This window comes from Blautia hydrogenotrophica DSM 10507, assembly GCF_034356035.1.
Lineage (GTDB): Bacteria > Bacillota > Clostridia > Lachnospirales > Lachnospiraceae > Blautia_A > Blautia_A hydrogenotrophica.
Genome location: NZ_CP136423.1, coordinates 417,778 through 435,118 on the forward strand (window position 1 = coordinate 417,778; position 17,341 = coordinate 435,118).

A 17,341-nucleotide genomic window follows, 5' to 3' on the forward strand; every position below is an offset into this window, starting at 1 on the left:
AATCTATTTACAATAGCAACTATAACATGGCATAGTATTTTAGTAACAGTTCGGCCATACAGTGTACAGGGAGCAAAAAAACATACTTGTATGTTTTTGCGAGCGGACATCTGTATGAGCTGAGCGCCATTTCATGAGTAAAAGGTTGCATTAGCCACGATAAGCACACAGTGCGGTTTTACGAATGGCGCTGACTGAACTGTTACATATTTTAGAGGAGTATCGAGATGAAAGCATGGGAAAAGAACGTAAGAGAAGTTGTTCCGTATACCCCCGGAGAGCAGCCAAACGAGCCGAATATGATTAAGCTGAATACCAATGAGAATCCATATCCGCCGTCTCCAAAGGTGGAGGAGGCATGGAGGAAGCTGAACTTGTCGGCCATGCGTCTGTATCCAGACCCGACGGCTGATATGCTGGTGAAGGCAATTGCAGAAGAGTACGGCATGAAAAAAGAGCAGGTGTTTGTGGGGGTCGGATCAGATGATGTCTTGGCCATGGCTTTTCAGGCATTTTTCAATTCGGAATGGCCGATTTTGTTTCCAGATATCACCTATTCGTTTTATGATGTTTGGGCAGAACTATTTAAAATTCCTTATCGCTGTCCGAAGCTGAATGAACGGTTGGAGATCGAGAAAAATGACTATTTACAGAGAAATGGCGGAATCGTATTTCCAAATCCAAACGCTCCCACGGGCGTAGAGCTTTCTCTTGAGAACATAGAGGAAATCGTCAGGAAAAACCAGGATGTGGTGGTGATCGTGGATGAAGCCTACGTGGACTTTGGAGCTCGGTCGGCGTTGCCTTTGGTGGAAAAGTACGATAACCTGCTGGTGGTTCAGACATTTTCTAAATCTCGTTCTATGGCGGGAATGAGGATTGGATATGCTTTTGGAAGCGAAGCATTAATCAAGTACCTGAACGATGTGAAATATTCCTTTAATTCCTATACGATGAATCGTACTTCCCTGGCCTTAGGGGCAGCCGCGGTGAGAGACAGGAAGTATTTTGAAGAGACTGTGCAAAAGATTCAGCAGACCCGAGAGTGGACGAAACAAGAGCTGAAAAAGCTGGGATTTGAGTTTGCAGACTCAAAGGCAAACTTTATCTTTGCGACCCACCCTCGGTATGAAGCGAAAGAGCTGTTTGAAGCTTTGAGGCGGGAACATATTTACGTGCGATATTTTGATAAACCAAGGATTAACCAATATCTGAGAATTACCATTGGAACTCCTCAGGAGATGGAGATTTTGGTTGAATTTTTGAAAAAATATATAAAGAAATAGTGGAGGAAATTTATGGAATCACTGGTACAATGGTTTACGGCAACTTTATCCCCTTATATTTCTGAATATGCGGTTATTTTTATTATCTCTCTGATGCCAATTCTGGAGGTAAGAGGGGGACTGCTGGCAGCAAGTCTTTTGAAGATTCCTGAGCTGCAGGCGATTCCCATCTGCGTGATCGGTAATGTGTTGCCGATTCCCTTTATACTTCTTTTTATCAGACAGATATTCAAATGGATGAAAAAGATCGAGTTGTTCCGCGGATTGGTGGAAAAGCTGGAAAAGAGAGCGTTGGGAAAAAGCGATCGAATTAAAAAGTATGAATTCTGGGGGCTGATGCTTTTTGTGGGAATTCCTTTGCCGGGTACAGGGGCATGGACGGGGGCGCTGATTGCTTCCCTGTTGGAAATTGATATCAAAAAATCTTCGCTGGCGATTTTATGCGGTGTTGCGCTGGCGACGGTTATCATGTATGTGGTGTCCTACCTGATTGTGGGAAATATAGTTCAATGAGCAGAGGGGGAACTTCGTTGTGTGCGGGGTTCTCTTTTGATTTATCAGGGATAAGAGATTGATAGAAAAAGAAAGACAGGTGAAGATAAGATGATGGATGTGAAAGTGTTTCAGGAAAAGCTACGGGAGATCACTTTTGCCGCAAAAGCGGAGAAAAGGGAATTTAGCCGTGAGAAAATTCAGCAATTCTTTCAAGGGGAGGAGCTTGAGGAGTCTCAGATAGATAAAATTGAGGCATATCTAAAGGCTCAGACTGCCAGTTCAGGAGAAATTCAGGCAGAGGAGTGTCCGGCGGCTGTGCAAGTGAAGATGGCCCCGCTTTCTATGGACGAACAGAGATATTTAAAAGACTATGAGGAAAGTTTGCAATGGGTGGCGCCCCCGGAAACTCGAGAGTTAGAAAAATTATATCAGGCTATGAGTGCAGGGAAAACCCAGGCGCAGTCCAGACTGGCTCAACTGTTTCTGCCAGAAGTCGTGGAGATCGCTAAGCGCCTCCACACGGAAGAAGGCTATCTGGGAGATATGATTCAGGAAGGAAATGTAGCGTTGATGTCAGCTCTGAATCAGTGGAGGCCTGACGGGGAACCGGGAGAATGGCTGAGAAGGCGAATAGAGTCGGGAATCTGCGGTATGGTGAGTCAAAGTGAACGACAGAAATTCGAAGACGATATACTGGTGGAAAAAGTCCGCAAATTAGAGGCGGCAGTGAGAGAACTGACAGAAGAGAACGAAGAGAAGAAATTCAGTGTAGAGGAGCTTTCCATTCTCTTGGATATGGACATTGATGAGATCAGAGATATTCTCAGACTTACCGGGGATGCCTGATGGAGCTTGAATAAAATTGCAAGAAAGTGTATATGCTAGAAGAAAGGGTTTTCTGGAAATTTCACAGAGTATAGAGGAGATCTGAGAATGGGAATTCTAATAGCATTGCTTTCGGGAGCACTGATGAGTATTCAAGGAGTTTTTAACACAGAAGTGACAAAACAGACCAGCCTTTGGGTATCTACAGGATGGGTGCAATTATCAGCTTTTTTAGTTTGTGTGGTGGCGTGGCTGTACAATGGTAGACAAAGTGTAGGTGCACTGATGCAGGTGGACAACAAATATACGCTGTTGGGTGGTGTCATAGGAGCTTTTATCACTGTGACGGTGATTCAGAGCATGAGTCAGTTAGGGCCGGCAAAGGCGGCGATGTTGATTGTGATTTCTCAGTTGGCAGTTGCCTATTTAATCGAGCTGTTTGGGATGTTTGGTGTGGATAAAGAGCCTTTTGAGTGGAGAAAGGTATTAGGAATGGCTATCGCGATTGTGGGAATTGTGATTTTTAAGTGGGAATAAAATACTGCGTACTCAACTCATAAAGATGTCCGCTCGCGAAAACATACGAGTATGTTTTTATACTTCCCGTATACTGAATGGCCGAACTGATACAAAAATGTAGCTATCAGCCATAACAGCTCGGATTAGTTGCTGCGGCTTATATCGCTGCATACGCGGCTAAATCCTCATTTATGGCTAAGTAGTTACCAAAAAATGGCAGGAGTTTGACTTTGTACTTGTAATTGAAGTGCAAATTCGATAAAATAAAAGTGGTTATGTATACTGTCGGGGACTTTACATTGATAAAATGTAAAGGAGTGACAGAAATGAGAAGTAAGAAAAGTCTATTCAGTTATCTGCTTTACTTGTTCGTGTGTCTAACTGTGTTTTCAGGCTGTGGAGAAAGCGAGGAGGAATTTTTGCTGACAGAGGAGAACGTGGCGGCAGAAAGTGAACAAGAAGAGGCTGAGGAGGAAAGTGAGAGCAAATCCCAGGATGAGTCAGGAATTGTCCAAAACATACAGATCTGTGTGGACTTATGCGGGGCGGTGGCGAATCCGGGGGTTTATTTTTTAGAGGAAGGTAGCCGTCTGTACGAAGCTGTGGAGATGGCCGGTGGTTACACACCTGAAGCGGCTCTGGGGGTGTTGAACCAGGCTCAAGTACTGACAGACGGCCAGCAAATCCGTGTGTTGACTCAGGAGGAGCTTCAAAGTCAGCCGGAGCTAGTGGGTCAGACAGAAAGCGCCGGCTCTGAACAACCAGGGGAATCAGATGGAAAAGTAAATATAAATACCGCTGATGCACAGACACTGATGACTTTAAATGGAATTGGCGAGAGCCGTGCACAGGCAATTCTTACATACAGAGAAGAAAACGGTTTGTTCCAGAGTGTGGAGCAGATTAAGGAAGTCAGCGGCATCGGTGATGGTATTTTTAGTCGTATCAAAGATGAGATTGTAATAGAATAGGAGAAAACCCATGAGCAAAAAGGTGTTGGTAGTAGATGATGAAAAATTGATTGTCAAAGGTATCCGCTTCAGCTTGGAGCAAGATGATATGGATGTGGACTGTGCCTACGACGGAGAGGAAGCTTTGGAGTTGGCGAAGGCAAATAAATACGATATTATTCTGCTGGATCTTATGCTTCCAAAGATGGATGGTCTGGAAGTGTGTCAGCAGATTCGGGAATTTTCAGATGTGCCTATTGTGATGTTGACTGCTAAGGGAGAAGACATGGACAAGATCTTAGGTCTGGAATACGGAGCAGACGACTACATTACCAAGCCTTTTAACATATTGGAAGTAAAAGCAAGGATTAAGGCAATTATGCGCCGGGCACATCTGGAGGCAAAGACCCAGGAGAAGGCAAAGACTGTTCAGGTGGGAGAACTGAAAATGGATTGTGAGAGCCGCAGAGTCTTTATCGGAGATAAGGAGATTAACCTGACAGCAAAAGAATTTGATGTCTTGGAACTGCTGGTATTTAATCCCAATAAGGTCTACAGCAGAGAAAATCTGTTAAATATTGTCTGGGGTTATGAGTATCCTGGCGATGTGAGAACCGTGGATGTACATATTCGGAGGCTTCGGGAAAAAATTGAGTCCAATCCCAGCGAGCCGAAATACGTGCATACTAAGTGGGGAGTCGGATACTATTTTCAGGCTTAGAAAAAGTGAGGGCAGGAGAGTTCTGAGAAATCAGGATTCTCCTGTTCTTGTGCGATAAGCCCGGCAAAAGGAGAATTCAATGAAAAAAACGCAAAAGAAATCAAAGTTCTTCAAAAGTCTCCGGTTCCGGATTATGTTTATCCTGTTCATTTTGGGGATTGTGCCTAGTGTGATCGTGGCGGCAAGTATCATAGGAACTTATGAGGAGAGAGCTGTATCTGTCAGAATCAGCAATGTTAAGAACCAGTGTGATATTATCTCGAATATGCTGATTAACGAGGGATATATGAGCGATCAAAGTTCCGTGTCCATAAACAGTAAGTTGGAGATGTTTTCTAGTGTCTACAGCGGTCGGGTGATGGTTGTGGATTTGGATTTTCGGGTTATAAAGGATACTTATAACCTAGATGAAGGAAAAACGCTGATCTCGGAGGATGTGATTAAGTGTTACCGGGGAGAGGTGAGTACCCAATATAATGAGAAGAGTCAGTTTATCGAGATGGCTTTTCCAATTCAGGGGGAGGATGCTAGCAAAATCTACGGGGTTATCTATGTGAACGTATCTACGAACGAGATTGCTTCCAACATTGAACTCTTAGAACAGAGAGAGATTCTGATACTGGGGATTATCGCTGTGCTGGTAATTGTCTTAGGCTATGTATTGTCCAGTCTCCTTGTGAAGCCTTTTGCGAGGGTGACAAAAGCCATCGAGGATTTGACAGACGGGTATCAAAAAGATGAGATTTCAGTACCAGACTACACAGAGACAGAACTGATTACGGAAGCATTTAATAAAATGCTGAGCCGGATGAAAGTGCTGGATGAGTCGAGGCAGGAGTTTGTATCCAATGTGTCCCATGAATTGAAGACACCTATGACTTCCATGAAAGTACTGGCAGATTCATTGGTGGGGCAGAAAAATGTGCCGGAGGAACTGTATCAGGAGTTTCTTCAGGATATCACAGTAGAGATAGACAGGGAGAATAAAATCATCACAGATCTGTTGTCTCTGGTAAAACTGGATAAGAAAGCCTCAGATTTGACAGTGGAACATTTGAATATCAATGAGCTTTTGGAGGCCATTTTGAAACGGTTAAGGCCGATAGCGGACAAGCGGAATATCGACTTGATTTTGGACAGTTTTCGTCCTGTGGATGCAGACGTGGATGAGGTCAAATTCACTTTGGCCATCAGCAATTTAGTGGAGAATGGCATTAAGTATAATGTGGATGACGGATGGGTGAGAGTTTCCCTGGACGCAGATTACAAGTATTTCTATGTGACTGTGGCCGATTCAGGAATGGGAATTCCTGAGGAGAGCATTGAGCGGATTTTCGAGAGGTTCTATCGGGTGGACAAGTCCCACTCTAGGGAAATCGGAGGTACTGGTCTAGGCTTGGCTATCACAAAGAGTGCGGTTTTAATGCACCATGGTGTCATAAAAGTATTCAGCAAGGAGGACGAAGGAACTACCTTTTCTGTCAGAATTCCTTTGTCTTATATACCATAGGAGGTACCGGAATGAAGATAAGAGGATATCTGTTGTTGTCAGTTCTCCTGTGCCTTTGTATCCTTGGTGGATGCAAAATGCCGGAGGTACTGGGGACGGAGGAAGCGAAAGAGGATAAGGCGGAAGAGGGGACTTATTCTGTGTATTACATGAATATGGACGAGACGGGACTGGAAAAGGATTCAGTGGAAGCAGAGGGCAAAAACACGGAGGCAACTGTGGAAAAACTTCTAGACCTTTTGGATAACGAAAAACCAAAGGAAAATATGCAGGCCCTGCTGCCCAAAGATGTGAACATTAATTCCTATGCGATTCGCAAAGAGACGGTTGTCATCGACTTCAACAAAGGGTACCGGAAGATGAAGACTGTCAGAGAAATTCTGGCTAGAGCAGGGATTGTGAAGACTTTGCTTCAGATTCCTGGAATCCAGGAGGTAGAATTTACAGTAGATGGGGAGGCACTGGTGGACTCCAAAGGAGATCCAATAGGAGCCATGAATGTAAATACATTTGTGGAACATGCTGGTACGGACATTAACAATTATCAATACACCACGCTGACGCTGTATTTCACCAACAAAGAAGGGGATAAGCTGATTCCGGAGAATAGAAGTGTCTATTACAGCAGCAATCTTCCTCTGGAGAGGGTCGTGATGGAGCAATTGCTAAAAGGGCCGAGAGAAGATGGAGTGTGCCCAACTCTTCCGGAAAAAACGAACCTTTTGGGAATTACAATCTCTGAAAACACCTGTTATGTGAATTTTGATGATACTTTTGTGGATGGAGCGTTGGCAGTACAGGAGAGCATTCCCATTTATTCGATTGTGAATTCTCTGATCGATGCCTGCCAGATAAAGCAGGTACAGATTTCCGTCAACGGGGAGAGCAAACTGACTTTTCGGGAGACGATGAATCTAAATAAATTTTACAAAAAGAACAAGAAATTAGTTGTATCAAATCCATCCTGAGAGGAGGGACTTATTGAGAACACGGCCGATCTGTGTTTTATGTCTTTTCCTGATGCTTGGCATTTGGGCGGCGGATTTGCTGGGGCTTTCCGTATTTCGGGAAAGGCCCCTGTCCGCCGGACTGGAAAAGGAAGTTCTGGGGGAGCAGGTGGTCGTCCAGGGCATATTGAAGGAAAGGACGGAACGGGAAGAAAATTTTTCTATTTGTCTGACTCATACATTTCTTATTTTTCATTCGAAAAAAATTCCAATTAACAATCTGAAAATTTATATGGAGGAGCTAGTCGCCCTGCCCCTTGGGACACAGGCAGAGATTCGGGGAATACTAAAGGAGATAGAAGGCCCCAGTAATCCGGGGGAGTTTGACAGCAAACTGTACTGTGAGACCCAGGGAATCTATTACCAGATGAGTCAAGGGGAGCTTCTGAGATATTCCAGAGGGTACAGCCGGTATCAGGAGGCAGTCAGCCAGGTGAAAGAAAGACTGATTCAGTGTTTTCAAGAAATTGCTGGAAAACATGCGGGAGTCTTTCAGGCAATGATTCTCGGAGATAAGAGCAATCTGGACGAGAGTATCAAAAGTCAATATCAGCTGGCGGGAATTATACATATTTTGGCAATCTCTGGACTGCATCTGTCGGTGTTAGGAAGCGGTCTTTACAGGCTGATGAAACGGCTGGGAGCCGGCAATGGTCTGGCGGGTGTGGTATCTCTGATGCTTATTCTCCAATATGGCGTTTTGACAGGAGAGAGCGTGGCGACGATGCGTGCGGTGACAATGTTTCTGATGGGGATTGGTGCCAAGATGTTGGGAAGGTGCTATGATCTTCTCACAGCCATGTCTATGGCAGCAATTTTGATTCTTCTAGAATGTCCCGCCTGCCTGTATTACAGTGGATTTCTGCTGTCTTTTGGAGCGGTTTTGGGGCTGGGATGGATTCTTCCGGTTTTGGAAGCGGCTTTTTCGGGAATACGTCTGTTGAAGCCCTTTTTGGGAGCTGCCAGTGTGAATCTGGTGATGGTTCCGCTGCTGCTGTATTTTTTCAGTGAAGTCTCTTTGCTGGGGCTTTTGCTGAATCTGCTGGTGATTCCCACAGTGGCGGCTGTATTGGCCAGCGGAGTGGGCGGAGCGCTTGCCGGCCTGATATTTTTACCGCTGGGGAAGCTTCTGATTCTGCCGGGAAGGGTCCTTTTGGAGTTATATGATATTCTGGGAACTCTGTGCTGCCGTCTGCCTTTTTGTTCCTGGGTAGGCGGAAAGCCTCAGCTTTGGCAGATGACGGTTTACTATGGAATCCTGATACTAGCTGTGGAAGGATTGAGGAGGGTTTCGAGGGAACAGGTAAGGAGACCAGCCTTGGTGAGAGGCTTATGGGTGTGTACCTGCCTACTCTCTTTGAATTTTCTGGGGTGGAAGGACAGGGAGGGGCTGAGAATTACCTGTCTGGATGTGGGGCAGGGAGATGCGATTGTCTGGGAAAAAGAAGGCGGCGAGTGCTATTTGATGGATGGAGGCAGCACCAGCCAGTCTCAGTGTGGCATTTACCAGATACTTCCCTATGTGAAGAGCAGAGGGATTTCCAGGATTACCGCAGCTTTTATTACACATACGGACGAAGACCATTACAATGGAATTGCACAGATTCTGGAGGCGCAGATTGCACATACGACTTCTGTGAGGATACAGAAACTGATTTTACCGGCCTGGAAGAGCCGTCCAAAGGCATACCGGGATTTGGAGGCACTGGCGAAGAAAGTGGGGATTTCTGTAGAATATCTGAAAAAAGGAGATGTGATGGTCTCGGGAGAGCTGAGGCTGCGTTTTTTACAACCAGAACAGGAAAATGACTTGGAAGATATCAATGGAGGTTCCCTGGTCGCAGAGATGGAGTACGGCAATTTTCGGGGAATGTTCACGGGGGATACCGGCGAGGAGCAGGAATTGGAAATACTGGAAGAATTACATCCATGTACCTATTTGAAAGTCGCCCATCATGGTTCTAAGAACTCTAGCTGTGAGGAATTTCTGAAAAGAGTAAAGCCGAAGCTGAGTGTGGTTTCAGTGGCCAGAAACAATCTTTATCACCATCCTCATCCAGATACAATGGAACGTCTGAGAAAATGGAGCAGTCAGATTTACATGACGAAAGATAAGGGGGCGGTGATGCTTTGGACAGATGGAGATACAGTGAGAGCAAAGGGATTTCAGCACAAGGAGGGGTGAGAATGTGTCCTTTACTGGGAGAAAAAATCGTGGTAACATGGAAAAAGATTTACTCTTGGAATCCCAGTATAAATAGGTTTTGAGGGTATATAAAGAAAGGGCGGAGGACCAGCCGTGAAAAGTATACAAGAAGACATTAAAAATCAGCAGTTTAAACCGGTTTATCTGCTGTTTGGAGAAGAGGCTTATTTGAGGCAGCAGTATAAGCAGAAGCTTTTAGATGCGCTGATGCCAGAGGAAGATACGATGAATTACAGTAGGTATGAAGGAAAAGGCATTGAACCTAGGGAGATCATAGATCTGGCGGAGACTATGCCCTTTTTTGCGGACCGTAGAGTGATACTGCTGGAAGACACGGGATTTTTTAAAAATAAATGCGAAGAGCTAGCAGAATATTTTAAGCAGCTACCTGACTATCTGTGCATGATCTTTGTAGAGTCAGAGGTGGACAAAAGAGGAAAAATGTACAAGGCGGCGAAGGCGGCAGGGAGGGTTACGGAGTTTGCTGTGCAGAATATCCAGACACTGACGAGATGGGTTTTGCAGATGTTGGGCAGGGAGGGAAAGCGGATTACCCAAAGAGATATGGAGCTTTTTCTGACAAAGACGGGAACAGATATGGGAAATATCCGGATGGAGCTGGAAAAGCTGTTGGTTTACACAATGGGAAGAGAGATCGTGAGCAGTGCTGATATAGAGGCTGTGTGTACGACTCAGACCAGCAACAAAATTTTCGACATGGTCCGGGCAGTGACAGAGCGGAATCAAAAAAAAGCACTGGATTTATACAATGACCTGCTTACTTTAAAAGAGCCGCCGATGAGGATTTTGTTTTTATTAGCGAAACAGTTCAATCAATTGATGATAACGAAAGAAATGTCGGAGAAAGGGTATGGACAGCCGGAGATCGCCAGCCAGTTGGGGGTACCGCCCTTTGTAGTCAGGAATTATTTTCAAATCGTGAAAAGGTACCGACTCAGTCAGCTTCGGCAGGCCGTGGAGGATTTTACAGAGGCGGAAGAACTGGTGAAGACTGGACGCCTGGGAGATGTACTGAGTGTGGAGCTTTTGATTGTCAAGTACAGCAGCGGAGAATAAGAGAGGTGATGTGAAGAGGCCTTACCTATAACATAAAAAAGGCAGCCACTGACGGAATGGCTGCCTTTTGCATGTTTTTTATTCGAATAAAAAATATAATTTATTAGCCGATGCTGTTTACGGCCTTGGTCAAACGAGAAATTTTTCTTGCGCAGTTATTTTTGTGGTAAACACCTTTTGAAGTAGCTTTGCTGATGGTGGATACAGCATTCACCAATGCAGCACTGGCTGCCTCTTTGTCTTTCTTTGCCACTGCTGCCTCTACTTTTTTAATAGAAGTCTTAACCGCAGATTTGATAGCTTTGTTTCTCGCAGCTTTTGTTCTGTTTACTAGAATTCTTTTTTTTGCAGATTTAATATTTGCCAATGTGTACACCTCCAATTTATCGCGATTTGTCGAGTTTTGAATTCTTCCTTAGAAATAGACACGGACATCTCTAAGGAAACATGCTTATATAGTTTAGTATAAGTGGTTCCTGTTGTCAATACATAATTCCGTAAAAAATGCAGAATATATAGAAAAAGGTTACTAATCACGGCCGATTCGGAGTTGTGAATAGTAACAGAAAATGGCTGCTGTTTACAGTTGGGTTTCGGCACCTGTGGACAGTGGCAGAAGAACGGCAGCTAAATAAAAGCCTATGGAGGGAGAAAGATGTTGGAAAATTACAGAATCCGTACAGACCTGGCATTGGAGACAACGGAGAGGTTCAAAGAGGACAACGTGGAGATTCGTGGTGTGGTTATTCACGAGAATTACGATCAGGAGAAGGATATTCGGACGACAGTGGTGAAAATTGAGACAGAAAATGGGGCGAAGGCTATGGGACGTCCCCAGGGCACCTATATTACAATTGAGGCTCCGAATCTATCTATTCCAGACGAGGACTACCACAGAGAGATCTCAGAGGAGATTGCGCGCCATCTACGGCAGTTGATTAATCTGAAAGAGGAGACATCGGTCTTGGTGGTGGGGCTGGGAAACCGAGAGATCACACCGGATGCCCTCGGGCCACACGTGGTTGGCAACCTGCGTATGACACGGCATATTATCCGGGAGTACGGAATCTCCGGCATAGGTGAGGAGAAGGCGCATCGGGTCAGCGGTATTGTGCCGGGAGTCATGGCGCAGACCGGAATGGAAACGCTGGAGATTATCCAAGGTGTAGTGGCAGAGACGAAGCCAGAGGTGGTGATTGCCATTGATGCGTTGGCGGCACGGAGTACGAAGCGGCTGAACCGAACAATTCAAATCACGGATACAGGGATTAATCCTGGGTCGGGAGTGGGAAACCACAGAGAAGGAATCAATGAGGAAAATCTTCAGGTAAAGGTGATTGGAATCGGTATTCCCACTGTGGTAGACGCGGCTACGATTGTCCACGATGCCATGTCTCATCTGCTGGAAGCCTTAGATGAAGCTGAACAGAAAGAATTTTTGGAGGAGATGATCTCTCCGCAGCTTCACAGCCTGTTTGTGACGCCGAAGGACGTAGATGAGACGATCAAGAGGTTGGGCTATACGCTCTCTGAAGGATTGAATATGGCTTTTGCGCAAGTATAGAGGACTTTTGGGAGACAAATCGTCATATACATTCTAAGAGGTGATTAGGTGACGAGATTCCAAAAAGCGTTCTGCATAATTTTATGCTTATGTCTGGTGGGAATTCCCATGATGAGAAAAGCGGACTTAATCCAGATACCACAGATAAAAAGCGATGATCTGGAACGCCTCTGGAAGCGTCTTCCGATATACGGTTATTTGCAGGAAAAGTCGGTGTGGGAACCCAAGAAAGAAGATCCTGAGACCTATGAAAAGATTGTGCAGGCTAACGAAGAGTATCTGGAAGGAAAGGTGCTGGACGAGAATCAGGAATTGGTCCAGCAGGAAGCGCAGAAAGAACAGGAGGAGAAACAGAAAGAAGAAGAACTCCAAAAGGAAAAAGAAGAGAAGGAGCAAGAAGCCACTGAGACAGCAGTAACGCCGCACCCGGTTCTCGATTTGTCGCCGGAGAGACTGGCAGATTATAACTATCTTTTGAATAATTTTTTTATTGTGGACCCCAACACGGCGACAAATCCTGAACAACTAAACGCGGCGAATTTTCTGGCAGAAGATTTGACGATGAAGCAGGATAACTCAAAGCCTCAGATATTGATATACCACAGCCATTCTCAGGAAGATTTTACAGATACAGTTCCTGGCGATGTCAGTACGACGGTGGTGGGTGTGGGGGATTATCTGGCACAGATTTTGCAGGACCAATACGGATATTCGGTCATTCATGTCACAGACGCATTTGATATTGTCAATGGGGAACTAGACCGAAATCAAGCTTATGATTTTGCCCGGGCAAAAGTAGAACAGGTATTGCAGGAGAATCCTTCTATTGAAGTAGTTATTGATTTGCACCGGGATGGAGTCCCGGAAGATCGGCATCTGGTGACAGAGATCAATGGAAAACCCACGGCCCAGATTATGTGTTACAACGGGCTGAGCTACACGGTGAACAACGGTCCGGTTGACTATCTGCCGAATCCTTATGTCCAGGATAACTTGGCGTTTTCTTTCCAATTGGAGTATCAGGCAGAGCAGTATTACCCTGATTTGTATCGGGGAATTTACCTTGCGGGTCTTAGGTATAATCTTCATCTTAGACCCAAAGCTATTTTGCTCGAGGCAGGGGCGCAGACGAATTCTGTGGTGGAAGTAAAAAATGCGATGGAACCTTTTGCGGATATACTGAACAGGGTGTTGACAGGAGAAGGATAGAAGAGGGAGGCTCGCCAGAATACAGGCGGGCCTTTTACTGTATAAGCTTCCGGGCAACGGCTGGCAAGCTTGCTTGCCAAGACGCACAGACATTGGAAGGGGCAACAGATATGAGCACGCAGGCGTATGCGCCGGAGTGAGAATACCTGTCAGGATTGCGGACGTGCAATGCACGGAGCAATCCGTAGCTTATATTTTTTGGAGGTGCCGCCGACAGGCGGCTTGAGGGTTTGCATGATAAGCGGTTATCTGATTGTTATAGGAAAGATGGGCTTGCGGCAGACGGCTGTTTAATGATATGATTTATAAGATGACAGGAGTACATATTGGTTATAGGAGGAAGTTATCTTTGGTGACGATAGATCAGAGTAAAATAAGAAATTTTTGTATCATTGCACATATTGATCACGGAAAATCCACACTTGCAGACAGGATTATCGAGATGACAGGTCTGTTGACAGACCGGGAGATGCAGGCTCAGGTGCTGGACAATATGGAATTGGAGCGGGAGAGAGGCATTACGATCAAGGCACAGACAGTGCGAATTGTGTATAAGGCAAAAGATGGACAGGAATATATTTTTAACTTGATTGACACCCCAGGACACGTGGACTTTAACTACGAAGTATCTAGAAGTCTGGCAGCCTGTGATGGGGCAATTCTTGTGGTGGACGCGGCCCAGGGAATCGAGGCGCAGACTCTGGCGAATGTCTACTTGGCCTTAGATCATGACTTGGATGTTTTGCCAGTGATAAACAAGATTGATCTTCCAAGCGCGGACCCTGACCGGGTAATCAATGAGATTGAAGATGTGATCGGCATTGAGGCTATGGACGCTCCCCGTATTTCCGCCAAAACCGGGGAAAACGTAGAACAGGTGTTGGAGCAGATTGTGGAGAAGATTCCAGCTCCTGAGGGAGATCCAAAGGCTCCGCTGCAAGCCTTAATTTTTGACTCCGTGTATGATGCGTACAAAGGAGTGATTGTATTTTGCCGGATTAAGGAGGGGAGCGTCCGAAAGGGTACAACCATCCGCATGATGGCAACCGAAGCTGAAGAAGAAGTTGTAGAGGTAGGATATTTCGGTGCAGGACAGTTTATTCCCTGTGATGAGCTGAGCGCGGGTATGGTTGGCTATATTACCGCCAGCATTAAAAATGTGAGAGATACCCGAGTGGGGGATACGATTACTGACCGGAATAATCCCTGTGCCGAGCCGCTTCCAGGCTATAAGAAAGTCAATCCTATGGTGTACTGTGGAATGTACCCGGCAGACGGTGCAAAGTATCAGGACTTAAGAGATGCGCTGGAAAAGTTGCAGTTGAATGATGCCTCGTTGCAGTATGAGCCGGAGACTTCGGTCGCGTTGGGATTTGGTTTTCGCTGCGGATTCTTAGGATTGCTGCATTTGGAAATTATTCAGGAACGGCTTGAAAGAGAGTATAATCTGGATTTGGTAACGACAGCGCCGGGAGTTATCTATAAAGTCTACAAGACCAACGGGGAGATGCTGGAATTGACCAACCCGTCAAATCTCCCGGACCCTTCGGAGATTGAGTACATGGAAGAACCGATGGTCGACGCGGAGATTATGGTGACGACAGAATTCATCGGCGCGATTATGGATTTGTGCCAGGAACGCCGAGGACAGTATCAGGGGATGGAGTACATGGAAGAGACGCGGGCGCTGCTGAAATATAAACTTCCATTGAATGAAATTATCTATGATTTTTTTGATGCCCTGAAATCCAGGTCACGGGGATATGCTTCCTTGGACTATGAACTGTGTGGTTACGAACGCAGTGAATTGGTGAAACTGGATATTCTTGTAAACAAAGAGGAGGTAGACGCTCTTTCATTTATCGTCCATGCGGACACGGCTTATGACAGGGGAAGAAAAATGTGTGAAAAGTTAAAAGAGGAGATTCCCCGCCAGCTGTTCGAGATACCGATTCAGGCGGCAATCGGTAGTAAGATTATCGCCAGGGAGACGGTAAAAGCCATGAGAAAAGACGTATTGGCAAAGTGTTACGGTGGCGATATCAGTCGTAAGAAGAAGCTGTTAGAGAAGCAGAAGGAAGGCAAGAAGCGAATGCGCCAGGTGGGAAATGTGGAGATTCCCCAAAAAGCATTTATGAGTGTATTGAAGTTAGATGATAAATAGTGAAAAGGTCTGCTCAGGGCAGGGAGGATAACATGGAGATGAGAAAAAGAATTGCGGCAGTTTTGTGTCTGTTTCTCGCAGCGGGAATGGTTGTCTTTAGCGGCTGCGGTAAAGAAAAGAGCGAGGAGGAGACGCAAATAAAGGAGTTAGTAAAAGAGTCGCCGACGCCGACGGTTCAGCCGGAGGCGGACAATCCTGAGAACACTCAGACAAAGGATGGTGTGTCTATGACCAATGACTATCTGAATCAAAAAGAGGCTGGACAGGCTCCAAATATTTCAGATAATGAAAACGTATCTTCCGAGGACAGTACCGATCAAGGAGAAAACGGTGCGGATGGTTCCGGGGACCAGACGGGAGCTGGGGAAGACGGCAGCGGGGAGGAAACCGCAGACCAGGATGGCAGCGATGAGCAGTGAGACCCCGAGGATTTGGCAGCCGCTGGAAATCTATGTGCACCTGCCTTTCTGTGTAAAAAAGTGTGACTATTGTGATTTCCTCTCAGGACCTTACAGCGAGGACATAAGGAGTGCTTATGTGCAGGCGGTTCTAAAAGAGATCAGAAGTCTAGGAAGACGGGAGAGGGCAGAGAATTGGAAAGTCCGTTCTATTTTTTTCGGCGGAGGAACTCCGTCGCTGATGAATGGAGAGGAGATTACGCAGATACTAGACGAGATTCGGCGGGATTTTCAGTTTGAGCCGGAGGCGGAGATTTCTCTGGAAGCAAATCCAGGGACTTTGACGGAGAATAAGTTAAAAGCTTATCAAAGTGGTGGAATTAACCGTCTTAGCCTGGGCTGTCAGTCGGCTAAGGACCAGGAACTGAAGAGATTGGGGAGGATTCACACCTGGGAAGAATTCTTGAAATCTTACCATATGGCGAGAGAGGCAGGCTTTCAAAATATCAATGTGGATTTGATGTCTGGGATTCCGGGCCAGAGTGTTTTGGACTGGGAGGAAAACTTGGAGGCAGTTCTGGCACTTACTCCGGAACACATATCTGCTTATAGCCTGATAGTGGAGGAGGGGACTCCTTTTTATGAGAGAGAGTTGAATCTTCCGGATGAGGACAGCGAGCGGAGAATGTATGAGAGAACCAGAGAAATACTAGAGGAGCACGGGTACCATCAGTATGAGATTTCAAACTATGCGCTGAGGGGGAAGGAATGCCTTCATAATCTGGGGTACTGGCAGAGAGTTTCCTATCTGGGAGTTGGTCTAGGAGCAGCATCTCTCAGGAAAAATGTAAGATATTGCAATACCTCCGACTTGAAGGAGTATCTGGCCCACGGAGCAGATTTGGACGTACTCCAGAAACAGAGGGAAGTTTTGACTCAGAGAGAAGAGATGGAAGAATTTCTGTTTCTGGGCCTTCGGATGATTCAGGGAATTCGGGAAGAGGAATTCCTGAAGAATTTTGGCCGGCCTCTGGAAGAGGCTTATGGGAATGTAATTGAAAAGCATGAGAAGCTTGGACTCTTGGAGAGACTGGATGGGAGGTTGAGGCTTACCAGAAGGGGAATCAGCCTGAGTAATCAGGTATTTGTCGATTTTTTGAGTTAGAGGAAGAAAAACTGTATCGGACGAGGAGTGATACTTGTCCGGTGCGGTTTTTTATTTTATAGGAAAGGTCTTGTCACGCTGAGGCATGAAAAGTGGAACGCACCCCTCAAAGATTGAGGGGAAGAGGGAGTTGAACTGTTACAAAAGAAGTGTAACTATTCCGCCATAACAGCTCGGTTTAGCTGCTATGCAGCTTATATCGCCGCATATGCGGCTAAATCCTTGCTTATGGCTAAGCGCCATAT

16 protein-coding genes are annotated in these 17,341 nt (G+C 45.7%); 15 read left to right on the plus strand and 1 reads right to left on the minus strand.

Features of this window, described 5'->3' with window-relative positions; translation table 11 throughout:
* The first annotated feature begins 227 nt into the window (after positions 1-227).
* The 10 genes from hisC (at position 228) to holA (ending at position 10,596) form a co-directional block, all read left to right on the plus strand.
* Positions 228-1,286: a histidinol-phosphate transaminase gene (gene hisC, locus BLHYD_RS02010; RefSeq protein WP_005947101.1), complete on the plus strand. Its 1,059-nt coding sequence runs from the start codon at positions 228-230 to the stop codon at positions 1,284-1,286.
* Between the two features lie 12 nt (positions 1,287-1,298).
* Entirely contained in the window at positions 1,299-1,799 is a 501-nt protein-coding gene (locus BLHYD_RS02015) for a COG2426 family protein (RefSeq protein WP_005947103.1), read from the plus strand.
* Positions 1,800-1,889: 90 nt separating this feature from the next.
* Positions 1,890-2,627, plus strand: a complete 738-nt coding sequence (locus BLHYD_RS02020) for a sigma factor (protein WP_005947105.1) — start codon at positions 1,890-1,892, stop codon at positions 2,625-2,627.
* Between the two features lie 87 nt (positions 2,628-2,714).
* Complete coding sequence (locus tag BLHYD_RS02025) at positions 2,715-3,143, plus strand: DMT family transporter (RefSeq protein WP_005947107.1); 429 nt, start codon at positions 2,715-2,717, stop codon at positions 3,141-3,143.
* A 308-nt stretch (positions 3,144-3,451) separates the two neighbouring features.
* Positions 3,452-4,096 carry a ComEA family DNA-binding protein gene (locus BLHYD_RS02030; RefSeq protein ID WP_021845711.1) on the plus strand — a complete coding sequence of 215 codons (645 nt, stop codon included), beginning with the start codon at positions 3,452-3,454 and terminating at the stop codon, positions 4,094-4,096.
* 10 nt (positions 4,097-4,106) lie between these two features.
* Positions 4,107-4,796: a response regulator transcription factor gene (locus BLHYD_RS02035; protein ID WP_005947112.1), complete on the plus strand. Its 690-nt coding sequence runs from the start codon at positions 4,107-4,109 to the stop codon at positions 4,794-4,796.
* Between the two features lie 79 nt (positions 4,797-4,875).
* Positions 4,876-6,306, plus strand: a complete 1,431-nt coding sequence (locus tag BLHYD_RS02040) for a sensor histidine kinase (protein WP_005947114.1) — start codon at positions 4,876-4,878, stop codon at positions 6,304-6,306.
* An 11-nt stretch (positions 6,307-6,317) separates the two neighbouring features.
* Positions 6,318-7,274 carry a GerMN domain-containing protein gene (locus BLHYD_RS02045; RefSeq protein WP_021845712.1) on the plus strand — a complete coding sequence of 319 codons (957 nt, stop codon included), beginning with the start codon at positions 6,318-6,320 and terminating at the stop codon, positions 7,272-7,274.
* 13 nt (positions 7,275-7,287) lie between these two features.
* Positions 7,288-9,498, plus strand: a complete 2,211-nt coding sequence (locus BLHYD_RS02050; RefSeq protein ID WP_040350436.1) for a DNA internalization-related competence protein ComEC/Rec2 — start codon at positions 7,288-7,290, stop codon at positions 9,496-9,498.
* A 114-nt stretch (positions 9,499-9,612) separates the two neighbouring features.
* Positions 9,613-10,596: a DNA polymerase III subunit delta gene (holA, locus tag BLHYD_RS02055; protein ID WP_005947122.1), complete on the plus strand. Its 984-nt coding sequence runs from the start codon at positions 9,613-9,615 to the stop codon at positions 10,594-10,596.
* A gap of 103 nt (positions 10,597-10,699) precedes the next feature.
* Here the strand turns inward: holA and rpsT are convergent, their stop codons facing one another.
* Positions 10,700-10,963, minus strand: a complete 264-nt coding sequence (rpsT, locus tag BLHYD_RS02060; RefSeq protein ID WP_021845715.1) for a 30S ribosomal protein S20 — start codon at positions 10,961-10,963, stop codon at positions 10,700-10,702.
* A gap of 288 nt (positions 10,964-11,251) precedes the next feature.
* Here rpsT and gpr point away from each other — a divergent pair, with 288 nt between their 5' ends.
* The 5 genes from gpr (at position 11,252) to hemW (ending at position 17,096) form a co-directional block, all read left to right on the plus strand.
* Positions 11,252-12,160 carry a GPR endopeptidase gene (gene gpr / locus BLHYD_RS02065; RefSeq protein WP_005947126.1) on the plus strand — a complete coding sequence of 303 codons (909 nt, stop codon included), beginning with the start codon at positions 11,252-11,254 and terminating at the stop codon, positions 12,158-12,160.
* Between the two features lie 48 nt (positions 12,161-12,208).
* Positions 12,209-13,369, plus strand: coding sequence for a stage II sporulation protein P (locus BLHYD_RS02070; RefSeq protein WP_021845716.1), 1,161 nt, complete (start codon positions 12,209-12,211; stop codon positions 13,367-13,369).
* Positions 13,370-13,718: 349 nt separating this feature from the next.
* Positions 13,719-15,533: a translation elongation factor 4 gene (gene lepA, locus BLHYD_RS02075; protein ID WP_040350437.1), complete on the plus strand. Its 1,815-nt coding sequence runs from the start codon at positions 13,719-13,721 to the stop codon at positions 15,531-15,533.
* A gap of 32 nt (positions 15,534-15,565) precedes the next feature.
* Positions 15,566-15,952: a hypothetical protein gene (locus BLHYD_RS02080; protein WP_021845718.1), complete on the plus strand. Its 387-nt coding sequence runs from the start codon at positions 15,566-15,568 to the stop codon at positions 15,950-15,952.
* Positions 15,933-17,096 carry a radical SAM family heme chaperone HemW gene (gene hemW, locus BLHYD_RS02085; RefSeq protein WP_005947136.1) on the plus strand — a complete coding sequence of 388 codons (1,164 nt, stop codon included), beginning with the start codon at positions 15,933-15,935 and terminating at the stop codon, positions 17,094-17,096. Before BLHYD_RS02080 ends, hemW begins: the two co-directional genes overlap by 20 nt.
* Positions 17,097-17,341: the final 245 nt, after the last annotated feature.